A 15,721-nucleotide genomic window follows, 5' to 3' on the forward strand; every position below is an offset into this window, starting at 1 on the left:
GGACTCTATGCTATCCGGTACGGCTGAGGCCCAGGACCTTCAGTGGGTGTCGGTCCTGGGCCTTGCGCGTTTGGTGCTCTCTGCCCTGCCCTGTCTGGCCTGCCCGTCGTCTGAAGCGCAGCTGCGCCCGGGTCAGTCTTCCGTGCGGGCCGGCAGCGTCAGCGGTTTGTAGCTTGGCCGCTGTGCTTCAAAAGCGTCGATTGCGTCGGCATCGCGCAGGGTCAGGCTGATGTCGTCGAGGCCTTCCATCAGCCGCCAGCGGGTGAAGTCGTCAATCTGGAACGGCACCGTGACGGTCTCAGCCGACACGGTCTTCGTTTCGAGGTCTACCGTGACTTCCGCGTTCGGGTTGTTGTCGATGACCTTCCACAGCAGTTCGATGTCGGACTGTTCAAGCTGTGCTGCGACGAGGCCGTTTTTGCCCGCATTGGACCTGAAGATGTCGGCAAAGCGGCTGGAGAGCACGGCTTTGAACCCGTAGTCTTTCAGCGCCCACGCTGCGTGTTCGCGGCTGGAGCCCGTCCCGAAGTCCGGCCCGGCGATGAGCACGGATCCGCCCGAGAACGGTTCGCGGTTGAGGATGAACTCAGGATCTTTGCGCCAGTGGGCAAACAGTGCGTCGTCAAAGCCGGTCTTGGTCACCCGTTTGAGGTAGACCGCCGGGATGATCTGGTCGGTGTCGACGTTCGAGCGGCGCAGCGGTACGCCGATCCCGGTGTGCTTGGTGATCTTCTTCACAGCTTTCCTCCCTCAGTCCAGATCCGCCGGGCTTGACAGTGTTCCGCGCACCGCGGTCGCGGCGGCTACGAGCGGGCTCACCAGGTGGGTGCGCCCGCCCTTGCCCTGACGCCCTTCGAAGTTGCGGTTCGAGGTCGATGCACAGCGTTCGCCTTCTGCCAGCTGATCAGGGTTCATGCCCAGGCACATCGAGCAGCCTGCAAAGCGCCACTCAGCGCCGAAGTCGGTGAACACCTTGTCCAGCCCCTCCTGTTCGGCCTGCAGGCGGACACGAGCCGAACCGGGCACCACGAGCATCCGAACCTCGGGGTCTTTGGTGCGGCCTCTGATGATGTCGGCGGCACCTCGGAGGTCTTCAATCCGGGAATTCGTGCACGAGCCCAGGAAGACCGTGTCCACCCGAATGTCCCGCAGCGGTATGCCGGGTGTCAGCCCCATGTATTCGATTGCGCTTTCGGCGGCGAAGCGCTCGGTTTCGTCAGCAATTTCGGCGGGGTTGGGCACGGAAGCCGACAGCGGCAGGCCCTGCCCGGGGTTGGTGCCCCACGTGACGAACGGTTCGATGTCTTGGGCTTCGAGGACGACTTCGGCATCGAAGACGGCGTCGTCATCGGTGCGCAGGGTCTTCCAGTATTCGACGGCTTCATCCCAGTCTTTGCCTTGTGGAGCGTGCGGGCGGCCCTTGATGTAGTCGAAGGTTGTCTGGTCGGGCGCGACCATTCCTGCGCGAGCACCCGCTTCGATGGACATATTGCAGATGGTCATGCGCGCTTCCATCGACAGCTTTTCGATGGCCTCACCGCGATATTCGAGGATGTATCCCTGCCCCCCGCCGGTGCCGATCTTGGCGATGATCGCCAGGATGATGTCCTTTGCGGTCGATCCTTCCGGCAGTTCGCCGTTGACGGTGATCGCCATGGTCTTGAACGGTTTGAGGGGCAACGTTTGGGTTGCCAGGACGTGCTCGACTTCCGAGGTGCCGATCCCCATGGCAATCGATCCGAATGCTCCGTGGGTCGAAGTGTGGGAGTCACCGCAGACAACCGTCATTCCCGGCTGGGTCAGACCGAGCTGGGGTCCGACGACGTGCACGATGCCCTGTTCGGCATCGCCCAGGGAGTGCAGGCGAATGCCGAACTCTTCGGCGTTTGCCCGCAGGGTTTCGATCTGGGTGCGGCTGGTGGGATCGGCGATCGGCTTGAAGATGTCGAGCGTTGGGGTGTTGTGGTCCTCCGTCGCGATTGTGAGATCGGGACGGCGCACGGGGCGTCCGGCCAGGCGAAGGCCTTCAAAGGCCTGCGGCGATGTCACCTCGTGGACAAGGTGGAGGTCAATGTAGATGAGATCGGGGTCTTGGCCCTCTCCGGCTTTGACCGTGTGGTCATCCCACACTTTTTCCGCAAGCGTCTTGCCCACAGTGCGCGTCCTTTCGCATCGGCTTTCCCTGATGTGGCTTTCACTGTACGAGCGAATGTCCAAGCATCGGACTTGCATCTTGAATCCTGAGACGCTTGAATAGTGGCATGAGCAGTCAATCCGGAAGCGGCGTCGGTGTTATAGACAAAGCATCGGCCGTTCTAGCCGCACTCGAAGCCGGGCCCGCCTCGCTGGCAGAACTTGTTGCGCTCACAGGGCTCGCCCGCCCGACAGCGCACCGCCTGGCAGTCGCGCTGGAATACCACCGTTTTGTCGGCCGCGACCTCCAGGGTCGGTTCATCCTAGGCCCCCGCCTGACCGAACTTTCTTCAGCCGCCGGCGAAGACCGCCTGCTGGCTGCAGCCGGGCCGATCCTCGCCCAGCTGCGCGACCGCACGGGCGAATCAGCTCAGCTGTTTCGCCGTCAGGGCGATCTGCGCCTGTGTGTTGCCGCTGTTGAGCGCCCCGTCGGTCTGCGCGACTCGGTTCCGGTTGGAGCGACCCTGTCGATGCGCGCCGGCTCTGCCGCCCAGGTGTTGCTCGCGTGGGAAGAACCCGACCGCCTGCACTCCGGTCTGCGCGGGGCGCGCTTTTCTGCCACCATGCTCTCCGGTGTTCGCCGGCGCGGCTGGGCGCAGTCGATTGCCGAACGCGAACGAGGTGTCGCCTCCGTTTCCGCGCCCGTCCGGGGGCCGTCAAACCGGGTTGTTGCCGCAGTGTCGATTTCCGGTCCGGTTGACCGTCTGACGCGCCAGCCCGGTCGTCTGCACGCACAGTCTGTTGTTGAAGCTGCGCGCGCACTGACAGAAGCTCTCAACCGCGCCTGAGCTTGGCGGGCGATACTGCTGATTCGGCAGTAAACAGAGGCGAACCGAGCCCTGGGTTCAAGGGGTCGTTGCAACACCTCTGGTCAGAAGAGGTTTTGGTTGTGCCTAGGTATCGGTTGCCGGTGGAAAAAGAGGCTGAGTTTTGGGATTGGGTGCGTGAAGGGAAGGTTCCTGATGCGGTTCCTGCGTTGATTGGCGTGTCAACGGGGTCGTGTTTTCGGTGGTTGGCTGATCGTGGTGGTGTGAAACCACCAGTGGGATATGGACGTTCGAAACGGTATTTGACGTTTGCTGAGCGTGAAGAGATCGCTGTGTGCAACGCGGAGGGGCTTAGCGTGCGTGCTATCGCGACGTTGTTGGGGCGCAGTCCTTCGACGATCAGTCGTGAACTGCGTCGTGCTCCGCGTAATCCGAATAATGTCAGGCCTAGTAGGCCGTCGTATCGGGCAGGGGCAGCGCAGGAAGATGCGGACCTGAAGCGCAAGCGGGCCAGGGGTGGCAAACTTGCCTGTAATGAGCGGCTGCGTCGTGAAGTGCAGGAACGGTTGAATAAGAACCATTCGCCTGAACAGATCAGCTGCCGTTTGCGTGCAGACTTTCCCGATCAGCCGGAGATGTGGGTGTCACACGAAACGATTTACAAAGCCCTCTACGTCCAAGGCCGGGGTGAGCTCAAACGCGAACTGGTACGCCATCTGCGTACCGGCAGAAGCCTGCGCAAACCCCGCAGAACCACAGACAAACGCCCAGGCCGCATACCGGGGATGGTCAACATTTCCAAGCGCCCGAAGGAAGCCACAGGCCGTGCTGTGCCCGGACACTGGGAAGGGGACCTGATCCTAGGCAAAGCAGGAACCGGTTCTGCCATCGGCACCCTGGTCGAGCGAGCCAGCCGGTTCACCCTGCTGCTGCACTTTCCCGGTAAACACACCGCCCAGGAAGTCGCTGATGCCATGATCACCAAGATCCACCAGCTGCCGGAGCAGCTGCGCATGTCCTTGACCTGGGATCAAGGAAGAGAAATGGCTCAACACGAACGCATCACCGATGAAACCGGTATGGAGATCTACTTCTGTGACCCGCACTCACCCTGGCAGCGCGGCACCAACGAAAACACCAACGGACTACTGCGCCAGTACTTCCCCAAAAGCACCGACCTGAGCCAATGGGGACCGGGATACCTCGATACAGTCGCAGCCGAACTCAACAGCCGACCCCGAAAAACCCTCGAATGGGAAACCCCAGCCGAACGACTCGTTAAACTACTCAACCAAGACAACACACCAGGTGTTGCAACCACCACTTGAATCCACCAGCGTTTTTGCCTCAATATTCCACCTAGCCAGCAGAATCGCCCTCCCGGTGACAAAGCCGCGCTCTGGAAAGCAGAAAGCCCCAGCCGACTGGCTGGGGCTTTCGCCTTTTGCACCCCCGAGCAGGTTCGAACTGCCGTTTCCGCCTTGAGAGGGCGGTGTCCTGGACCGCTAGACGACGGGGGCAAGACTGTTGAATTCTATGAAGGTTGGCTGGGGTACCAGGACTCGAACCTAGACTAAATGAACCAGAATCACTCGTGCTGCCAATTACACCATACCCCAATGAGCTGGCGGGAATTCCCGCTCGGCAACAGAAGTAAACTCTACATCATTGCCGGGCAGGAATGCAAAACCCAGCTCAGGCTTGCGCGTTCAGCCCCTGCAGGAGCCCGCCCAGCCTCCGCAGAACCTCGCCCCCAGAAGCGGCCAGACCGTTGTGCTCATAGGCATCGGTCTCCCACACTTCACAGTTGGCGAGCATCCTGGCCGTCTCCAGAGACATATCGCGGGGCACAAAGGCGTCGTGCGTGTAGACCGCGGCCGCGGTCGGAACCGATGCCGCACGCAGCTTCTCGACATCCCACATGACAGGCCAGTCCCGTTCAGCGAGCGCCTGTGCAACGTCGTCCCACACGGCCAGTGGACCCGTGCGGAAGAGCTCGGGGTCCACGTGTTCACCCGACAGCCACAGCGGATCATCGGCAACTTCGGCCGGGCGTGCGCGCAGAGCAGCCCAGGCGGTCTTAGCGCCGCTTGCCCAGCAGGTTTCGTGGAAGGCTGCGTACAGCGGATTGCGCGCACTGAACGGCAGCGAGGCCTGAAGGTCGTGCCCCAGGGCTGCCGAATCGATGTCGTGCTCCAACAGGAAGCGCAGCTGCTGATCTCCGCCGCTGGCACCCAGCAGGAGTCCGAGCGAACGGACGTGGGCCTCTGCGGCGACAGTGCCGTCCGGCAGGGCTATGCCGTCGGTGACAGCACGGGCGTGAAGCCTCTTCATGGCGTCAGCCGCACCGGGATACTCCGCAAAGAACTTCTGTGATTTCTCGCGCATAATCTGCCACGTACGGGCGTATGCAATCGCCGGATCGGGGTCGGCGCCGGGCTGTGGAACACGGGTCAGTCCCCCGGTGATACGCGCACTCAGCAGAGATTCGGGGTGTTCGGCCAGGTATCGCAGCGAGGTGAATCCGCCGAACGACTGACCGAGGATCGCCCACTGCTCCACCCCGAGAGCCCGGCGGACGGCTTCTGCGTCCTCAACGATCGCATCGGCCCTGTAGAAGCTCATGCGTTCAGCGACCGCTTCGGGATCCTGTGCTCCCCCAGTGCCGACAAACCGGCCGTCCACCCAGCCGATTGGCGAAGACAGCCCGGTGCCGCGCTGATCGAGCATGACCACCCGGTGGGTTTTCAGTGCTTCTGGCAGCCACGAGGGGCTGTTCACTGTCGGTCGGAAAGCCTCAACACCGGGCCCGCCCTGCAGGTAGAGCAGATACGGCTTGCTGTCGCTGTCGGCAGTGCCCACGATGCGCGCGTAGACCTCGATTGTTCCGGGTGTGTCCCCAAAGTGATCGAGGGGAACCTCAATGCGCAGGTCTTCGCATTTCAGCACAGTGATTCAGCCCTCCAGGTGGTTGAGAAGGCCGCGCAGACGGCCCATCGTGACGTCCTTGCCGAGGATTTCCATCGACTCGAACAGCGGTGGGGAGATCCGCCTGCCCGACAGCGCAGTGCGCAGCGGGCCGAAGGCAAAGCGCGGTTTGATTTCCATTTCCTCAACGAGCTTCGTCTTAAGAACCGCCTGCAGCGTTTCCGCCGTGAAGTCCTCCAGCGGGTCCAACACCTCGATGGAGGCACGCAGAACCTCGGGCGCGGTTTCGCGCAGGGTCTTCAGCCCGTCTTCGTGGAGTTCGAACTTATCTTCGTCTACAAACAGGAAGCTCATGAGGTCTGGAGCTTCGCTCAGCAGGTTCATGCGGGTCTGAACGAGAGGCACGGCCTGGCGCAGCACCTCGAGCTGACGTTCGGTGGGCTCAGCGTCAATCAGCCCGGCATTCTGCAGGAACGGCAGGAGCCTGCGGCCGAAGTCGTCTTCGTCGAGCATGCGGATGTGGTCGGCGTTGATGGCCGTGGCCTTCTTCACATCAAAGCGGGCCGGGTTGGGCAGAACGTCGTGGATGTCGAAGGCCTGCAGCATTTCTTCGACCGTGAAGACATCGCGGTCGGCAGCAATCGACCAGCCCAGCAGAGCCAGGTAGTTGATGAACCCTTCGGGAATGAAGCCGTTGTCGCGGTGGTGGAACAGGTTCGATTCGGGGTCGCGCTTCGACAGCTTCTTGTTGCCCTCGCCCATCACATAGGGCAGGTGGCCGAACTCGGGGGTGAATTCAGCAATGCCGATGTCCTTGAGCGCTTCGTACAGCACAATCTGACGAGGTGTCGAGGACAGGAGGTCTTCTCCGCGCAGCACGTGGGTGATCCCCATGAGTGCGTCGTCAACCGGGTTGACGAGCGTGTACAGCGGCTGGCCGTTGGCGCGCACAACCACAAAGTCCGGAACTGAGCCCGCCTTGAAGGTGATTTCTCCGCGCACCACGTCGGTGAACGTGATGTCCTCATCCGGCATGCGCACGCGCAGCACGGGTTCGCGTCCCTCTGCGCGGAAGGCGGCCTTCTGTTCTTCTGTGAGGTCGCGGTCGTAGCCGTCGTAGCCCAGTTTGGGATCGCGCCCGGCTGCGCGGTGGCGCGCTTCGGTTTCCTCCGGGGTGGAGAACGATTCGTACAGGTGGCCTGCGTCTTTGAGTTTCTGGATGACGTCCTGGTAGATCTCACCGCGCTGGGACTGGCGGTAGGGGCCGTGGGGGCCGCCGACGTCAATGCCCTCATCCCAGTCCAGTCCCAGCCAGTTCATCGCTTCGATGATCTGCTGGTAGGACTCTTCGGAGTCGCGGGCGGCATCGGTGTCTTCGATGCGGAAGACGAATGTGCCGCCGGTGTGGCGGGCATACGCCCAGTTGAACAGTGCGGTGCGCACCATCCCGACGTGCGGGGTTCCGGTAGGCGAAGGGCAGAAGCGAACTCGTACGCTCACGTTTTTCCTTTTCTTGTTTCAGGCGTCCATGGCTGGGTTGGACAGCAGTCCCAGCCCTTCGACTGCGATGTTCATGCGCTGGCCGGCTTCGACTTTTCCAACACCGGCCGGTGTGCCGGTGAGGATGATGTCTCCGGGCAGCAGCGTGATGGTCTCGGTAATGGATTCGATGAGTGCGGGGACGTCGAACACCATGTCTGCCGTGGTGCCGTCTTGGCGCAGTTGACCATCGACCCACGAGCGCACTCTGAGGTCTTCCGTGTCGAGCTCGGTTTCGATCCAAGGTCCCAACGGGGTCGAGGTGTCAAAGCCCTTCGCGCGGGCCCACTGCAGATCGGTTTTCTGCAGGTCGCGCAGCGTGACGTCGTTGGCCACCGTGTAGCCGAGCACGTGTTTGAGTGCGTCTTCGCGGCGGACCTGCTTGGCCACGCGGGAGATGATGACGGCCAGTTCGGCCTCGTAGGACACCTCTTCGGACACTGCGGGCAGGCGGACGGGTTCATTCGGCCCGACCACGGCGGTGTTGGGAATAAAGAAGTACTGCGGGCTTGCGGGAACTTCGTTGCCGAGTTCCCGGGCGTGGTCGGCGTAGTTGCGGCCGACGGCGATGATTTTCGAGCGCGGGATGATGGGGGCGACCAGGCGCACGTCCGCGTACGGCAGGCGTTCGCCGGTGGACCCAGCGGGGCTGAAGAAGGGGTCTCCTGACAGGACCGCGATTTCCAGGCCCGATGTGTCGAAAGTGCCGTCGTCTGCGGGTTCGGGAACCTGGCCTTCGAGCACCCCGTAGGTGGGTTCGTCGTTGTGGACAAATCTGACAATGCGCATGCCCCTTAGTCTACTGGGGTGAGTGTTTTCGACCTCGATGCCATTGGGCGCGGACTTCCGGCGGCTTCTCTTGTCCCCCGCTTGGCTGACTGCTGTGTGCCTGGACCTTTGCGCGCGGTGATCGAGGCTCCTCCCGGCACGGGCAAGACGACGATTGTTCCGCCTGCGGTCGCGAATCTGGTGCCCGGTCGGGTGGTGGTGACTCAGCCCAGGCGGGTGGCGGCGCGTGCCGCCGCGGACCGTCTGTCGGACCTCTCGGGCGAGCGCGTGGGCCTTGCCGTGCGCGGTGAGCATCGGCGGGGTGATCGGGTTGAGTTCGCAACGACGGGCGTTCTTCTGCGCCGCCTGCTGAATGACCCCGAACTGTCCGGCATTGGCGCTGTTGTCATGGACGAGGTGCACGAACGCGCCCTCGAATCTGATCTTGTCTTCGCCATGCTGCGCCAGTTGGCAGATCTGCGCGAAGATCTGAGCCTCGTGGTCATGTCCGCCACGGTGGATGCGCAGATGTGGGCTGACCTTCTGGGCGAACCGAGTACTCCCGCACCTGTTCTAAGCGCCCCAGCCCAGCTGTATGACCTGAAGCACAGCTGGGCGCCCGGGCCTGCCGCTCTGGGTGTGCGCGGGGTTGAGCGGGATTTTCTCGATCACGTTGCCCGGATCGCTGCTGACCACGCTCACGAGGTGGCACACGACATCCTCGTTTTCCTTCCCGGTAGGCGCGAGATTGCCCGGGTGGAATCAGCTTTGGCTTCGCTGACCGACACGGAGGTTCTCACCCTGACGGGCAGCACCCCGGCGCGTGAGCAGCGCCGAATCACCTCTGGCGGCGGTGATCGCCAAAGAATTGTTCTGGCCACGAATGTCGCCGAGTCTTCTCTGACGGTGCCCGGTGTTCGCACCGTGGTCGATGCCGGGCTCGACCGGCAGGTGCGGCTGGATTCTGTGCGCGGCATGTCAGGTCTGGTGACGGTCGGCGCGGCGAAGGACTCTATGGTGCAGCGGGCCGGGCGCGCTGCCCGACAGGGGCCTGGAACCGTGGTCCGCTGTATGGCCGAGGCGGATTTTGCCGCACGGCCAGCGCACGCTCCCGCGGAGATCACCACTGCCGATCTCACGCAGGCTGCCCTCGACCTCGCCTGTTGGGGTGCTCCCCGAGGTGAGGGTCTCGCACTGCCGACTCCGCCTCCTGAGCCGGCCCTGGACCAGGCCGAGGCGGTGCTGAACAGGCTGGGGGCACTCGAGGCGGGACAGCCCACTGACCTTGGGCGACGGCTGGCCGCGGTTCCAGCTGATCCGCGTTTGGCCCGCGCACTGTTTGACGGTGCGGACTTCATTGGAGGCACCGCGGCTGCGCAGGCGGCTGCGGCTCTGGTTTCGGATGTCCGCTCCCCCGGCGGTGCTCTGTGGCAGGGGTATCGCGCGGTCCGTGAGGCTGCGGATTTCCGCCGGGAGGTTGCCCGTTTCGCGGCTCTTGTCGAGGCGGAGGCCGGACCGAATCTTGATGAAGCCGGTCTGGCTTTTGTCACCGCGCTGGCTTTTCCAGAGCGGATTGCCCGAGCGGTCGACGAATCGACGTACAAACTGGCAAGCGGGACAGCGGGCGAACTTCCACGCGACAGCGCTCTTCGCGGCCACGAATGGTTGGCAATAGCGGACATCCGCCGTGCGGGCAGCCGCTCCGTCATCGGTGCGGCGGTGCCGATTGACTTTGAGCAGGCCCAGTTGGCGGCGGATTCTCTTCTGGGTGAAGACGACATCGCTCAGTTCGACGGTCGGTCAGTGCGTGCACGCAGAGTTCGGCGCTTCGGCGCAATTGAACTGTCATCTACCCCGGTTCAGGCAAACACCGAGACCGCCCGCCGCGCAATTGAGGAAGCAATCTCCGCTCGGGGACTGGCCGACGTGCTCCCGCTGTCGGAACAGGCCGAAGCTCTTCGCAGGCGCATGGCGCTTCTGCACCGCGAACTGGGCGAACCATGGCCGGATGTCAGCTTCGAGGCGCTGTCAGATGACCCAGCGTGGCTGGCCGGTGAAATCTCTGCTGTTGCTGCAGGCGGCAAACCGGATATGGAACGAGCGCTGACCGGTCTGCTTCCGTGGCCGGAGGCAGCGCGTCTGGACGAACTGGCTCCTGAGCGCATCCAAGTGCCCAGCGGTTCGCGCCACCGGGTGCACTACCCCGACGGCGACGAACCGCCGGTGCTGGCGGTCAAGCTCCAAGAGTGCTTTGGGTGGGAAGCCAGTCCGCGGATCGTGGACGGTCGCGTTTCCGTTCTGCTGCACCTGCTCTCCCCCGCCGGGCGGCCGCTGGCGATCACCGCCGACCTCGAATCGTTTTGGAACGGGGCCTATTCTGATGTGCGTGCCGAAAACCGCGGCAAGTACAGAAAACACCCGTGGCCGGAAGACCCGTGGAACCACGTGGCGACCGCGAAGACCACAAGGAGACTGAAGTGAACCGGGAAGCGGTCCTGGCGCCTCGTGAGTGGAGGGCGCGGCGTGATACTCACGTACAGGCCGTCAACAGCAGAACAGCCGCCCACCTAGCCAGGCGCTCCCGGGGCGAAAAGCACCCGGTCGAAGACTTCCTGTTCACCTACTACCCGTTCAAACCGGCAAAGATCGCCCAGTGGAACCCGGCCCCCGGCACTGTGCTGGGCATAGAAACAGAAGACGACCGGCAGTATTTCTCGCGCCGCTGGTACACCGTGACCGACCACGCCCGGGTCGATGCCGCCGAGTGGTGGCAGGATCGGGGCGACGGAGCGGTGTTCATCCGCGACCTGCTGCGAAGCACCCTGGGCAGGCAGGCAGCGTTCGGCTGTTTCGGCCTGCACGAATGGGCCATGGTGTACAAGCTCAAACCCGGCCAGCAGCGACACGAAGACGTCCCCCTGCGACTGAGCCAGGAGGAAACGGACAAGGTCGTCGAGAACCACCGAATTCAGTGCACCCACTTCGATGCATTTCGCTTCTTCACCCCCGATGCGCGCGGACTCAACACCGTCCAACCCACACGGGAGGGTATGCGCGACAATGAACAGCCCGGCTGTCTGCACGCCGGAATGGACCTGTACAAGTGGGCCATGAAGCTGCAGCCCATGGTTGAGGGAAGCATTGTGCTCGAAGCCTTCGACCTGGCACTCCAGCTGCGCACACTCGACATGGAGGCCTCGCCGTATGACGTCAGACCGTGGGGCTATGGTGTCGTTGCAATCGAAACCGCCGCCGGCAAAGCCGAATACATGAAGCGCCAGCAGAGTCTTTCCGAAAAGGCCAATAGACTCAGAGTCGCGCTCATCGACTCCGTCGACCGCGCCGAAGAACTCGCCCTCAACCAGTCGAACTGAGACCGTTATGAAAAGTCCCGTCAATTCTTTCCTCGAACGCATCTACGCCAACTGCAAGAACGAAGATTCGGGGAACCTGGCGGACTATATTCCAGAACTCGCATCGGTCGACCCTCACCGCTTTGCGATCTCTCTGTGCACCCCCGACGGAACGGTGTACTCCGCCGGTGACAGTGACGCACTGTTCTCCATCCAGTCGGTCTCAAAGCCCTTCGCCTACGCGCTGGCTTTGCGTGAATGCGGCTACGACGCGGTCATGGCCGCAGTCGGCGTCGAACCTTCCGGCGACGCCTACAACGAAGCTTCCCTGCAGGAGGGCACGGGACGACCGGACAACCCCATGATCAACATCGGGGCGATCGCCACTCACGGCGTGCTGCGCCAAGCTGTCGGCTGGGAGGGCGTCTATTCGGGACTGTGCGAATTTGCCGGACGTGAACTCGAAATCGACGAGGCGGTCTACGAATCCGAAGTCAGCACGGGATGGCGCAATCTGGCGCTGGCCTCGTTGGTGCGCGCCAACGGCATTTTCGATGCCGACCCGCACCAGGTCTTCGCCGGCTACATCCGGCAGTGCGCCGCCAAAGTGACGGTCGACGACCTTTCCGTCATGGCGATGACCCTGGCTTCCGGAGGCATCAACCCCGTGACTGAACGGCGTGTCATTCCCGAATGGGTGGCCCGTCAAGTGCTCTCTGTAATGACCACGTGCGGTATGTACGATGCGGCCGGCGACTGGCTCACAGGCATCGGCATCCCGGCGAAATCCGGTGTCGGCGGTGGCTTGGTGGGTGCACTCCCCGGCCAGGTGGGCATCAGCGCCTTCTCGCCCAGACTCGATTCCTATGGCCACTCGGTGCGCGGAGTCAAGGCCTTCCAGAAGATGAGCGAACAGCTCAACCTGCACATCATGGCAACTCCCGCTTCATCGGTCGAGGCCGTCTCGCAGCGCTCCACCACGCTCGACGGCGACACCCTCATTGAGATTCAGGGCGTGCTGGACTTCTCCACAACGGAGATGGTGCTGCGCCACCTGGAGCAGATCGAACAGGACGACAGCGACATCGTGTTCGATGTCAGCTTCGTCTCTGCCATCCCCACCGTCGGCGGGGAGCTCATGGCCGAAGCGCTGCGCCGTTTGGCAGCCGAAGGCCACGACATTACGATCGTCGACCCGCACGGTCGCCTGCCCCACAAGATCACGGCCCGCTTCGACCTGCTGGATGAGCGCCCCGAAGGCTATGTGGATGGCCTGGAAGTCCAAGAATGGGAAGAAGCGTAGGCCGCTCCCTACCGGCCAGCCCCACCCCGACAGCCAACGAAAACCGTACCTCCACCTCGTGGTGCCGTGTGGCCCTCGACCGCTAAAAGTTACTCTTCCACCTAGACGGTAGAGTTGCGGCACACAACAGAAAAGGCGCACAGCCTCAAGCTGTGCGCCTTTGCGGTCGAGATCAACCGCTGAAAGTCAATTGAATATGCTGACACCGCCGGGGCCGACAATCAGGCCGACAACAATCAGCACGATGCCCCACAGAAGCTGGCCGCGGAAGAGCGCGAAAACGCCGGATATGACCAGGATCGCTGCGAGGATCCACAGAATAATTGCAAGCATTGTTCTCCTTATCAGTGCTTAGCTTCTCAATGCACCCTAGCCGGGTTTGAACATGAATGTCACACACAATGCTGCTGTGGTGACAATAATCACCGGCTTTGTTCACACGTTGTGGGCAGTCCTTGGACAACGCCCGCGGCATTGCAGAGCCGCCCGACCAGGGACGTGTCGGCGCTGCTCAGAGGAGGCTTGCAGCGGCTTCGTCCAGGGCGAACACGACGCTCGGGTGGGTCTGCAGGACCGACGCGGGAACGTCTTCTGTAACGGGGCCGAGAACTGAATCACGGACAGCTTCGGCCTTGTTCTCACCAAAGGCCAGCAGAACGATCCTGCGGGCGTTCATGATTGTGCCGATGCCCTGCGTGACCGACAGGATGGGAACTTCTGCCGTGTAGTCGAAGAAGCGCGCATTGTCAGCCCGGGTCGACTCGGTGAGAGGTTCCACGTGGGTCACAGAGTCAAAGGGCGTGCCAGGTTCGTTGAACGCAATGTGACCGTTGGAGCCGATGCCCAGAATCTGCAGATCGATGCCGCCGGCCTCGGCGATTTCAGCGTCGTAGTCGTCAATGACATCGCCCTGCGCATGGCCTTCGGCCAGCGGCACCCTCACGTTCTGCGGCGCGAGCCCAATCTGCTTGGTGACGTGTTCGTCGATGAAGAAGTGGTAGCTCTGCGGGTGTGTGGTGTCCAGGCCCAAGTATTCGTCAAGGGCGAAAGCACGCAGACGGCTGACGTCAATGCCGTCCGCCTGGACTCTGCGCGCGATTTCGCTGTAGACACCGGCAGGGCTCGAACCTGTCGCAACACCCAGATTCGCCGTGGGGTTGGTCCGGATGATGTCGCAGACCTGCTGAGCAGCCCACGCACTGGCCGCCGCTTTGTCGGCGAACACTTTGCATTCGATCACGCTGAAGTCCTTTCCTGCCGGTGACGTGATTTTAACGGCAGGGCAAACAGCCTACGCCAGCAGACGTGCTGATACGTACTCGTCTGCGTCGACTTTCACCTGCAGCTGGCCGGAAGGGGCTTCGAGCGCATCGACTGCCACCGGCGACGGCACCCGCAGGAAGCCGAGCTTCACTTCGCCGAGAACTGCCAGTGTGAGATCCCCGACAGTTTCGACAGTGACCTGAACCCTATCGGCATCTGTGCCCTGCGGAAGGTCGGAGATTGTCAGATTGGGTTCTGTGGTTCCCCACGCCTCAGCCGTATCCGTGTTCTGCTCGAAACCGGTGTTAGTCTGCCAGAACTCGTCGACAGAGCGTCCGCCCGTGACGATAGCCCGCAGCGTCTCCAAAACGCACACGGGGTCGGCCACACCGTCGTACACCCACCTGTGGCCGAGTTTCGGATGATCCATTTCGGTGATCAGGTGCTGTTGCGCCCCGGCCAGCGGCGCGCCGCGGTACGTCAGCGGCACCTGGTAGACGGTGCCGTCTGGTGCTTTGACCAGATGAAACTCAACCCCGACCTCGCCAGCGGGATCGTCAAAGCGGAAAGACGAAACACGGCTCAGCTTGGCGCCGGGTTCGAGTTTCGCCCACGGCTGCTCGGGCAGCCACTTTTCGATCAGTTCGATTTTGCCGGGTGACAGATCAACATCGTAGAGAATCGCCATGGGAGCCTCCTTGCTCAGGCCTTGCGGGTGCCGGGTGTCCATTCGCCGTCTTCGACGGTGTAGTCAGCGAAAACGGCGGGGGCTTCTTCGCGCATGATCTGACCGACCTTGTCGAAGATCAGGCGGATTTCTTCTTCTGCGCCCTTTGCAGTGCGCATTTCAATCACGTGACGCAGGGTGCGCAGGTTCGCGGTGAAGACGATTCCCGTGGCCAGACCTTCTGGCGCAAAGCGGCGCATGAAACTGGTCATGTGCTTCTTGTGCGTGAAGTTCTGGCCCTCTTCGTCGAGTTCAAAGTGCTCGGCCATCCACCGCTGGTGTTCTTCCAGCTGGTCCAGAAGCGCAAGGCTGCGCTCCATGAGTTCGGCGTCTTCGCGCGCCCAGTCGGGAAACCAGAAGGGAATGTCTTCCAGCCGCACGTAGCGCAGCGATTCCTGCGAATAGGCGGCACCGGCGCGGTGGCGAATGAGTTCGTGAGTGAAAACGCGTGACACGTTGTGGAAGATGAACGTGTAGTTGGCGTGTTCGAGAACAGAGCCGTGCTGAGAGCCGATGACGTTGCCCAAGTATTGGGCCGAATCGGTGCGAACGCGCGACACGTTCGGGTTGAGGCCGGGTTCCCACGATCGGTAGCACATACGGCCGGCGAATTCGAGAAGATCTTCACCGTCCGGCGATTCTTGGGAGTGAACGCGATCCGACCAGGCCGTCCCGCCGACCTCGTCGAGGTAGCTGATCATGGCTTCCCAGTCGATATTCGGTCGCGCAATGAGCTCTACGCGGGGTTCGACCTGGCGCACGGGCACTCCTCTGTCTGCGGAAGCTGTCTGTTCAGATCCTAGGCGAGGCTGGGACCTGCGACAACAGCAGGTGGTGGAAAGGCTCAGGCCAAAGTGTCCAGGCCCTGCTGCCCAGACCG

General features: G+C 62.5%; 14 protein-coding genes and 2 tRNA genes. 5 read left to right on the forward strand and 11 right to left on the reverse strand.

Translation table 11 applies throughout. The features are described 5' to 3' along the window. Nucleotides 1-132: 132 nt before the first annotated feature. On the reverse strand, nucleotides 133-738 hold the full coding sequence (leuD, locus tag HMPREF3162_RS08500) for a 3-isopropylmalate dehydratase small subunit (protein ID WP_070573578.1): 606 nt from the start codon (nucleotides 736-738) through the stop codon (nucleotides 133-135). A 12-nt stretch (nucleotides 739-750) separates the two neighbouring features. Beyond that, nucleotides 751-2,154, reverse strand: a complete 1,404-nt coding sequence (leuC, locus tag HMPREF3162_RS08505; protein ID WP_070777593.1) for a 3-isopropylmalate dehydratase large subunit — start codon at nucleotides 2,152-2,154, stop codon at nucleotides 751-753. 107 nt (nucleotides 2,155-2,261) lie between these two features. On the opposite strand from leuC, the gene HMPREF3162_RS08510 reads away from it, so the two are divergent. Both HMPREF3162_RS08510 and HMPREF3162_RS08515 read left to right on the forward strand, forming a co-directional pair. Further along, a complete protein-coding gene (locus HMPREF3162_RS08510) occupies nucleotides 2,262-2,981 on the forward strand; it encodes an IclR family transcriptional regulator (RefSeq protein ID WP_070573581.1) in 720 nt (239 codons plus the stop codon). 68 nt (nucleotides 2,982-3,049) lie between these two features. Then, entirely contained in the window at nucleotides 3,050-4,288 is a 1,239-nt protein-coding gene (locus HMPREF3162_RS08515; RefSeq protein ID WP_083318963.1) for an IS30 family transposase, read from the forward strand. 119 nt (nucleotides 4,289-4,407) lie between these two features. On the opposite strand, the gene HMPREF3162_RS08520 is transcribed toward HMPREF3162_RS08515, so the two are convergent. From HMPREF3162_RS08520 to HMPREF3162_RS08540, 5 genes are all read right to left on the reverse strand, one after another. After that, nucleotides 4,408-4,480 (reverse strand) — tRNA-Glu (locus tag HMPREF3162_RS08520). Between the two features lie 24 nt (nucleotides 4,481-4,504). Then, nucleotides 4,505-4,579: transfer RNA gene (locus HMPREF3162_RS08525), tRNA-Gln, on the reverse strand. 76 nt (nucleotides 4,580-4,655) lie between these two features. Continuing rightward, nucleotides 4,656-5,909, reverse strand: a complete 1,254-nt coding sequence (locus HMPREF3162_RS08530) for an alpha/beta fold hydrolase (protein ID WP_070777595.1) — start codon at nucleotides 5,907-5,909, stop codon at nucleotides 4,656-4,658. A gap of 6 nt (nucleotides 5,910-5,915) precedes the next feature. Then, entirely contained in the window at nucleotides 5,916-7,388 is a 1,473-nt protein-coding gene (gltX, locus tag HMPREF3162_RS08535) for a glutamate--tRNA ligase (RefSeq protein ID WP_070777596.1), read from the reverse strand. An 18-nt stretch (nucleotides 7,389-7,406) separates the two neighbouring features. Further along, nucleotides 7,407-8,216, reverse strand: a complete 810-nt coding sequence (locus tag HMPREF3162_RS08540) for a fumarylacetoacetate hydrolase family protein (protein ID WP_070777597.1) — start codon at nucleotides 8,214-8,216, stop codon at nucleotides 7,407-7,409. A gap of 18 nt (nucleotides 8,217-8,234) precedes the next feature. Between HMPREF3162_RS08540 and hrpB the strand changes: the two genes are divergently transcribed. Genes hrpB through glsA form a run of 3 tightly spaced genes read left to right on the forward strand, consistent with a single transcriptional unit; the run spans nucleotide 8,235 to nucleotide 12,851 of the window. Next, the gene (gene hrpB / locus HMPREF3162_RS08545; protein WP_070777598.1) at nucleotides 8,235-10,676 is read left to right on the forward strand and encodes an ATP-dependent helicase HrpB; all 2,442 of its coding nucleotides are present in this window, start codon (nucleotides 8,235-8,237) and stop codon (nucleotides 10,674-10,676) included. Beyond that, on the forward strand, nucleotides 10,673-11,569 hold the full coding sequence (locus HMPREF3162_RS08550) for a 3-methyladenine DNA glycosylase (protein ID WP_070777599.1): 897 nt from the start codon (nucleotides 10,673-10,675) through the stop codon (nucleotides 11,567-11,569). The genes hrpB and HMPREF3162_RS08550 overlap by 4 nt, the downstream gene beginning before the upstream one ends. 7 nt (nucleotides 11,570-11,576) lie before the next feature. Next, on the forward strand, nucleotides 11,577-12,851 hold the full coding sequence (gene glsA, locus HMPREF3162_RS08555; protein ID WP_070573593.1) for a glutaminase A: 1,275 nt from the start codon (nucleotides 11,577-11,579) through the stop codon (nucleotides 12,849-12,851). A 186-nt stretch (nucleotides 12,852-13,037) separates the two neighbouring features. On the opposite strand, the gene HMPREF3162_RS11805 is transcribed toward glsA, so the two are convergent. The 4 genes from HMPREF3162_RS11805 to thyX all read right to left on the reverse strand — a co-directional run bounded on the left by HMPREF3162_RS11805 (nucleotide 13,038) and on the right by thyX (nucleotide 15,602). Beyond that, a complete protein-coding gene (locus HMPREF3162_RS11805) occupies nucleotides 13,038-13,184 on the reverse strand; it encodes a GPGG-motif small membrane protein (RefSeq protein ID WP_176745881.1) in 147 nt (48 codons plus the stop codon). A 178-nt stretch (nucleotides 13,185-13,362) separates the two neighbouring features. After that, nucleotides 13,363-14,091, reverse strand: coding sequence for a glucosamine-6-phosphate deaminase (locus HMPREF3162_RS08560; protein ID WP_070777600.1), 729 nt, complete (start codon nucleotides 14,089-14,091; stop codon nucleotides 13,363-13,365). A 51-nt stretch (nucleotides 14,092-14,142) separates the two neighbouring features. Then, a complete protein-coding gene (locus HMPREF3162_RS08565) occupies nucleotides 14,143-14,802 on the reverse strand; it encodes a maltokinase N-terminal cap-like domain-containing protein (RefSeq protein WP_141759571.1) in 660 nt (219 codons plus the stop codon). Between the two features lie 14 nt (nucleotides 14,803-14,816). Beyond that, entirely contained in the window at nucleotides 14,817-15,602 is a 786-nt protein-coding gene (gene thyX, locus HMPREF3162_RS08570) for an FAD-dependent thymidylate synthase (protein WP_070777602.1), read from the reverse strand. Nucleotides 15,603-15,721: the final 119 nt, after the last annotated feature.

Origin of the sequence: Brevibacterium sp. HMSC07C04, from assembly GCF_001815905.1 — a bacterium.
Classification (GTDB): Bacteria; Actinomycetota; Actinomycetes; order Actinomycetales; family Brevibacteriaceae; genus Brevibacterium.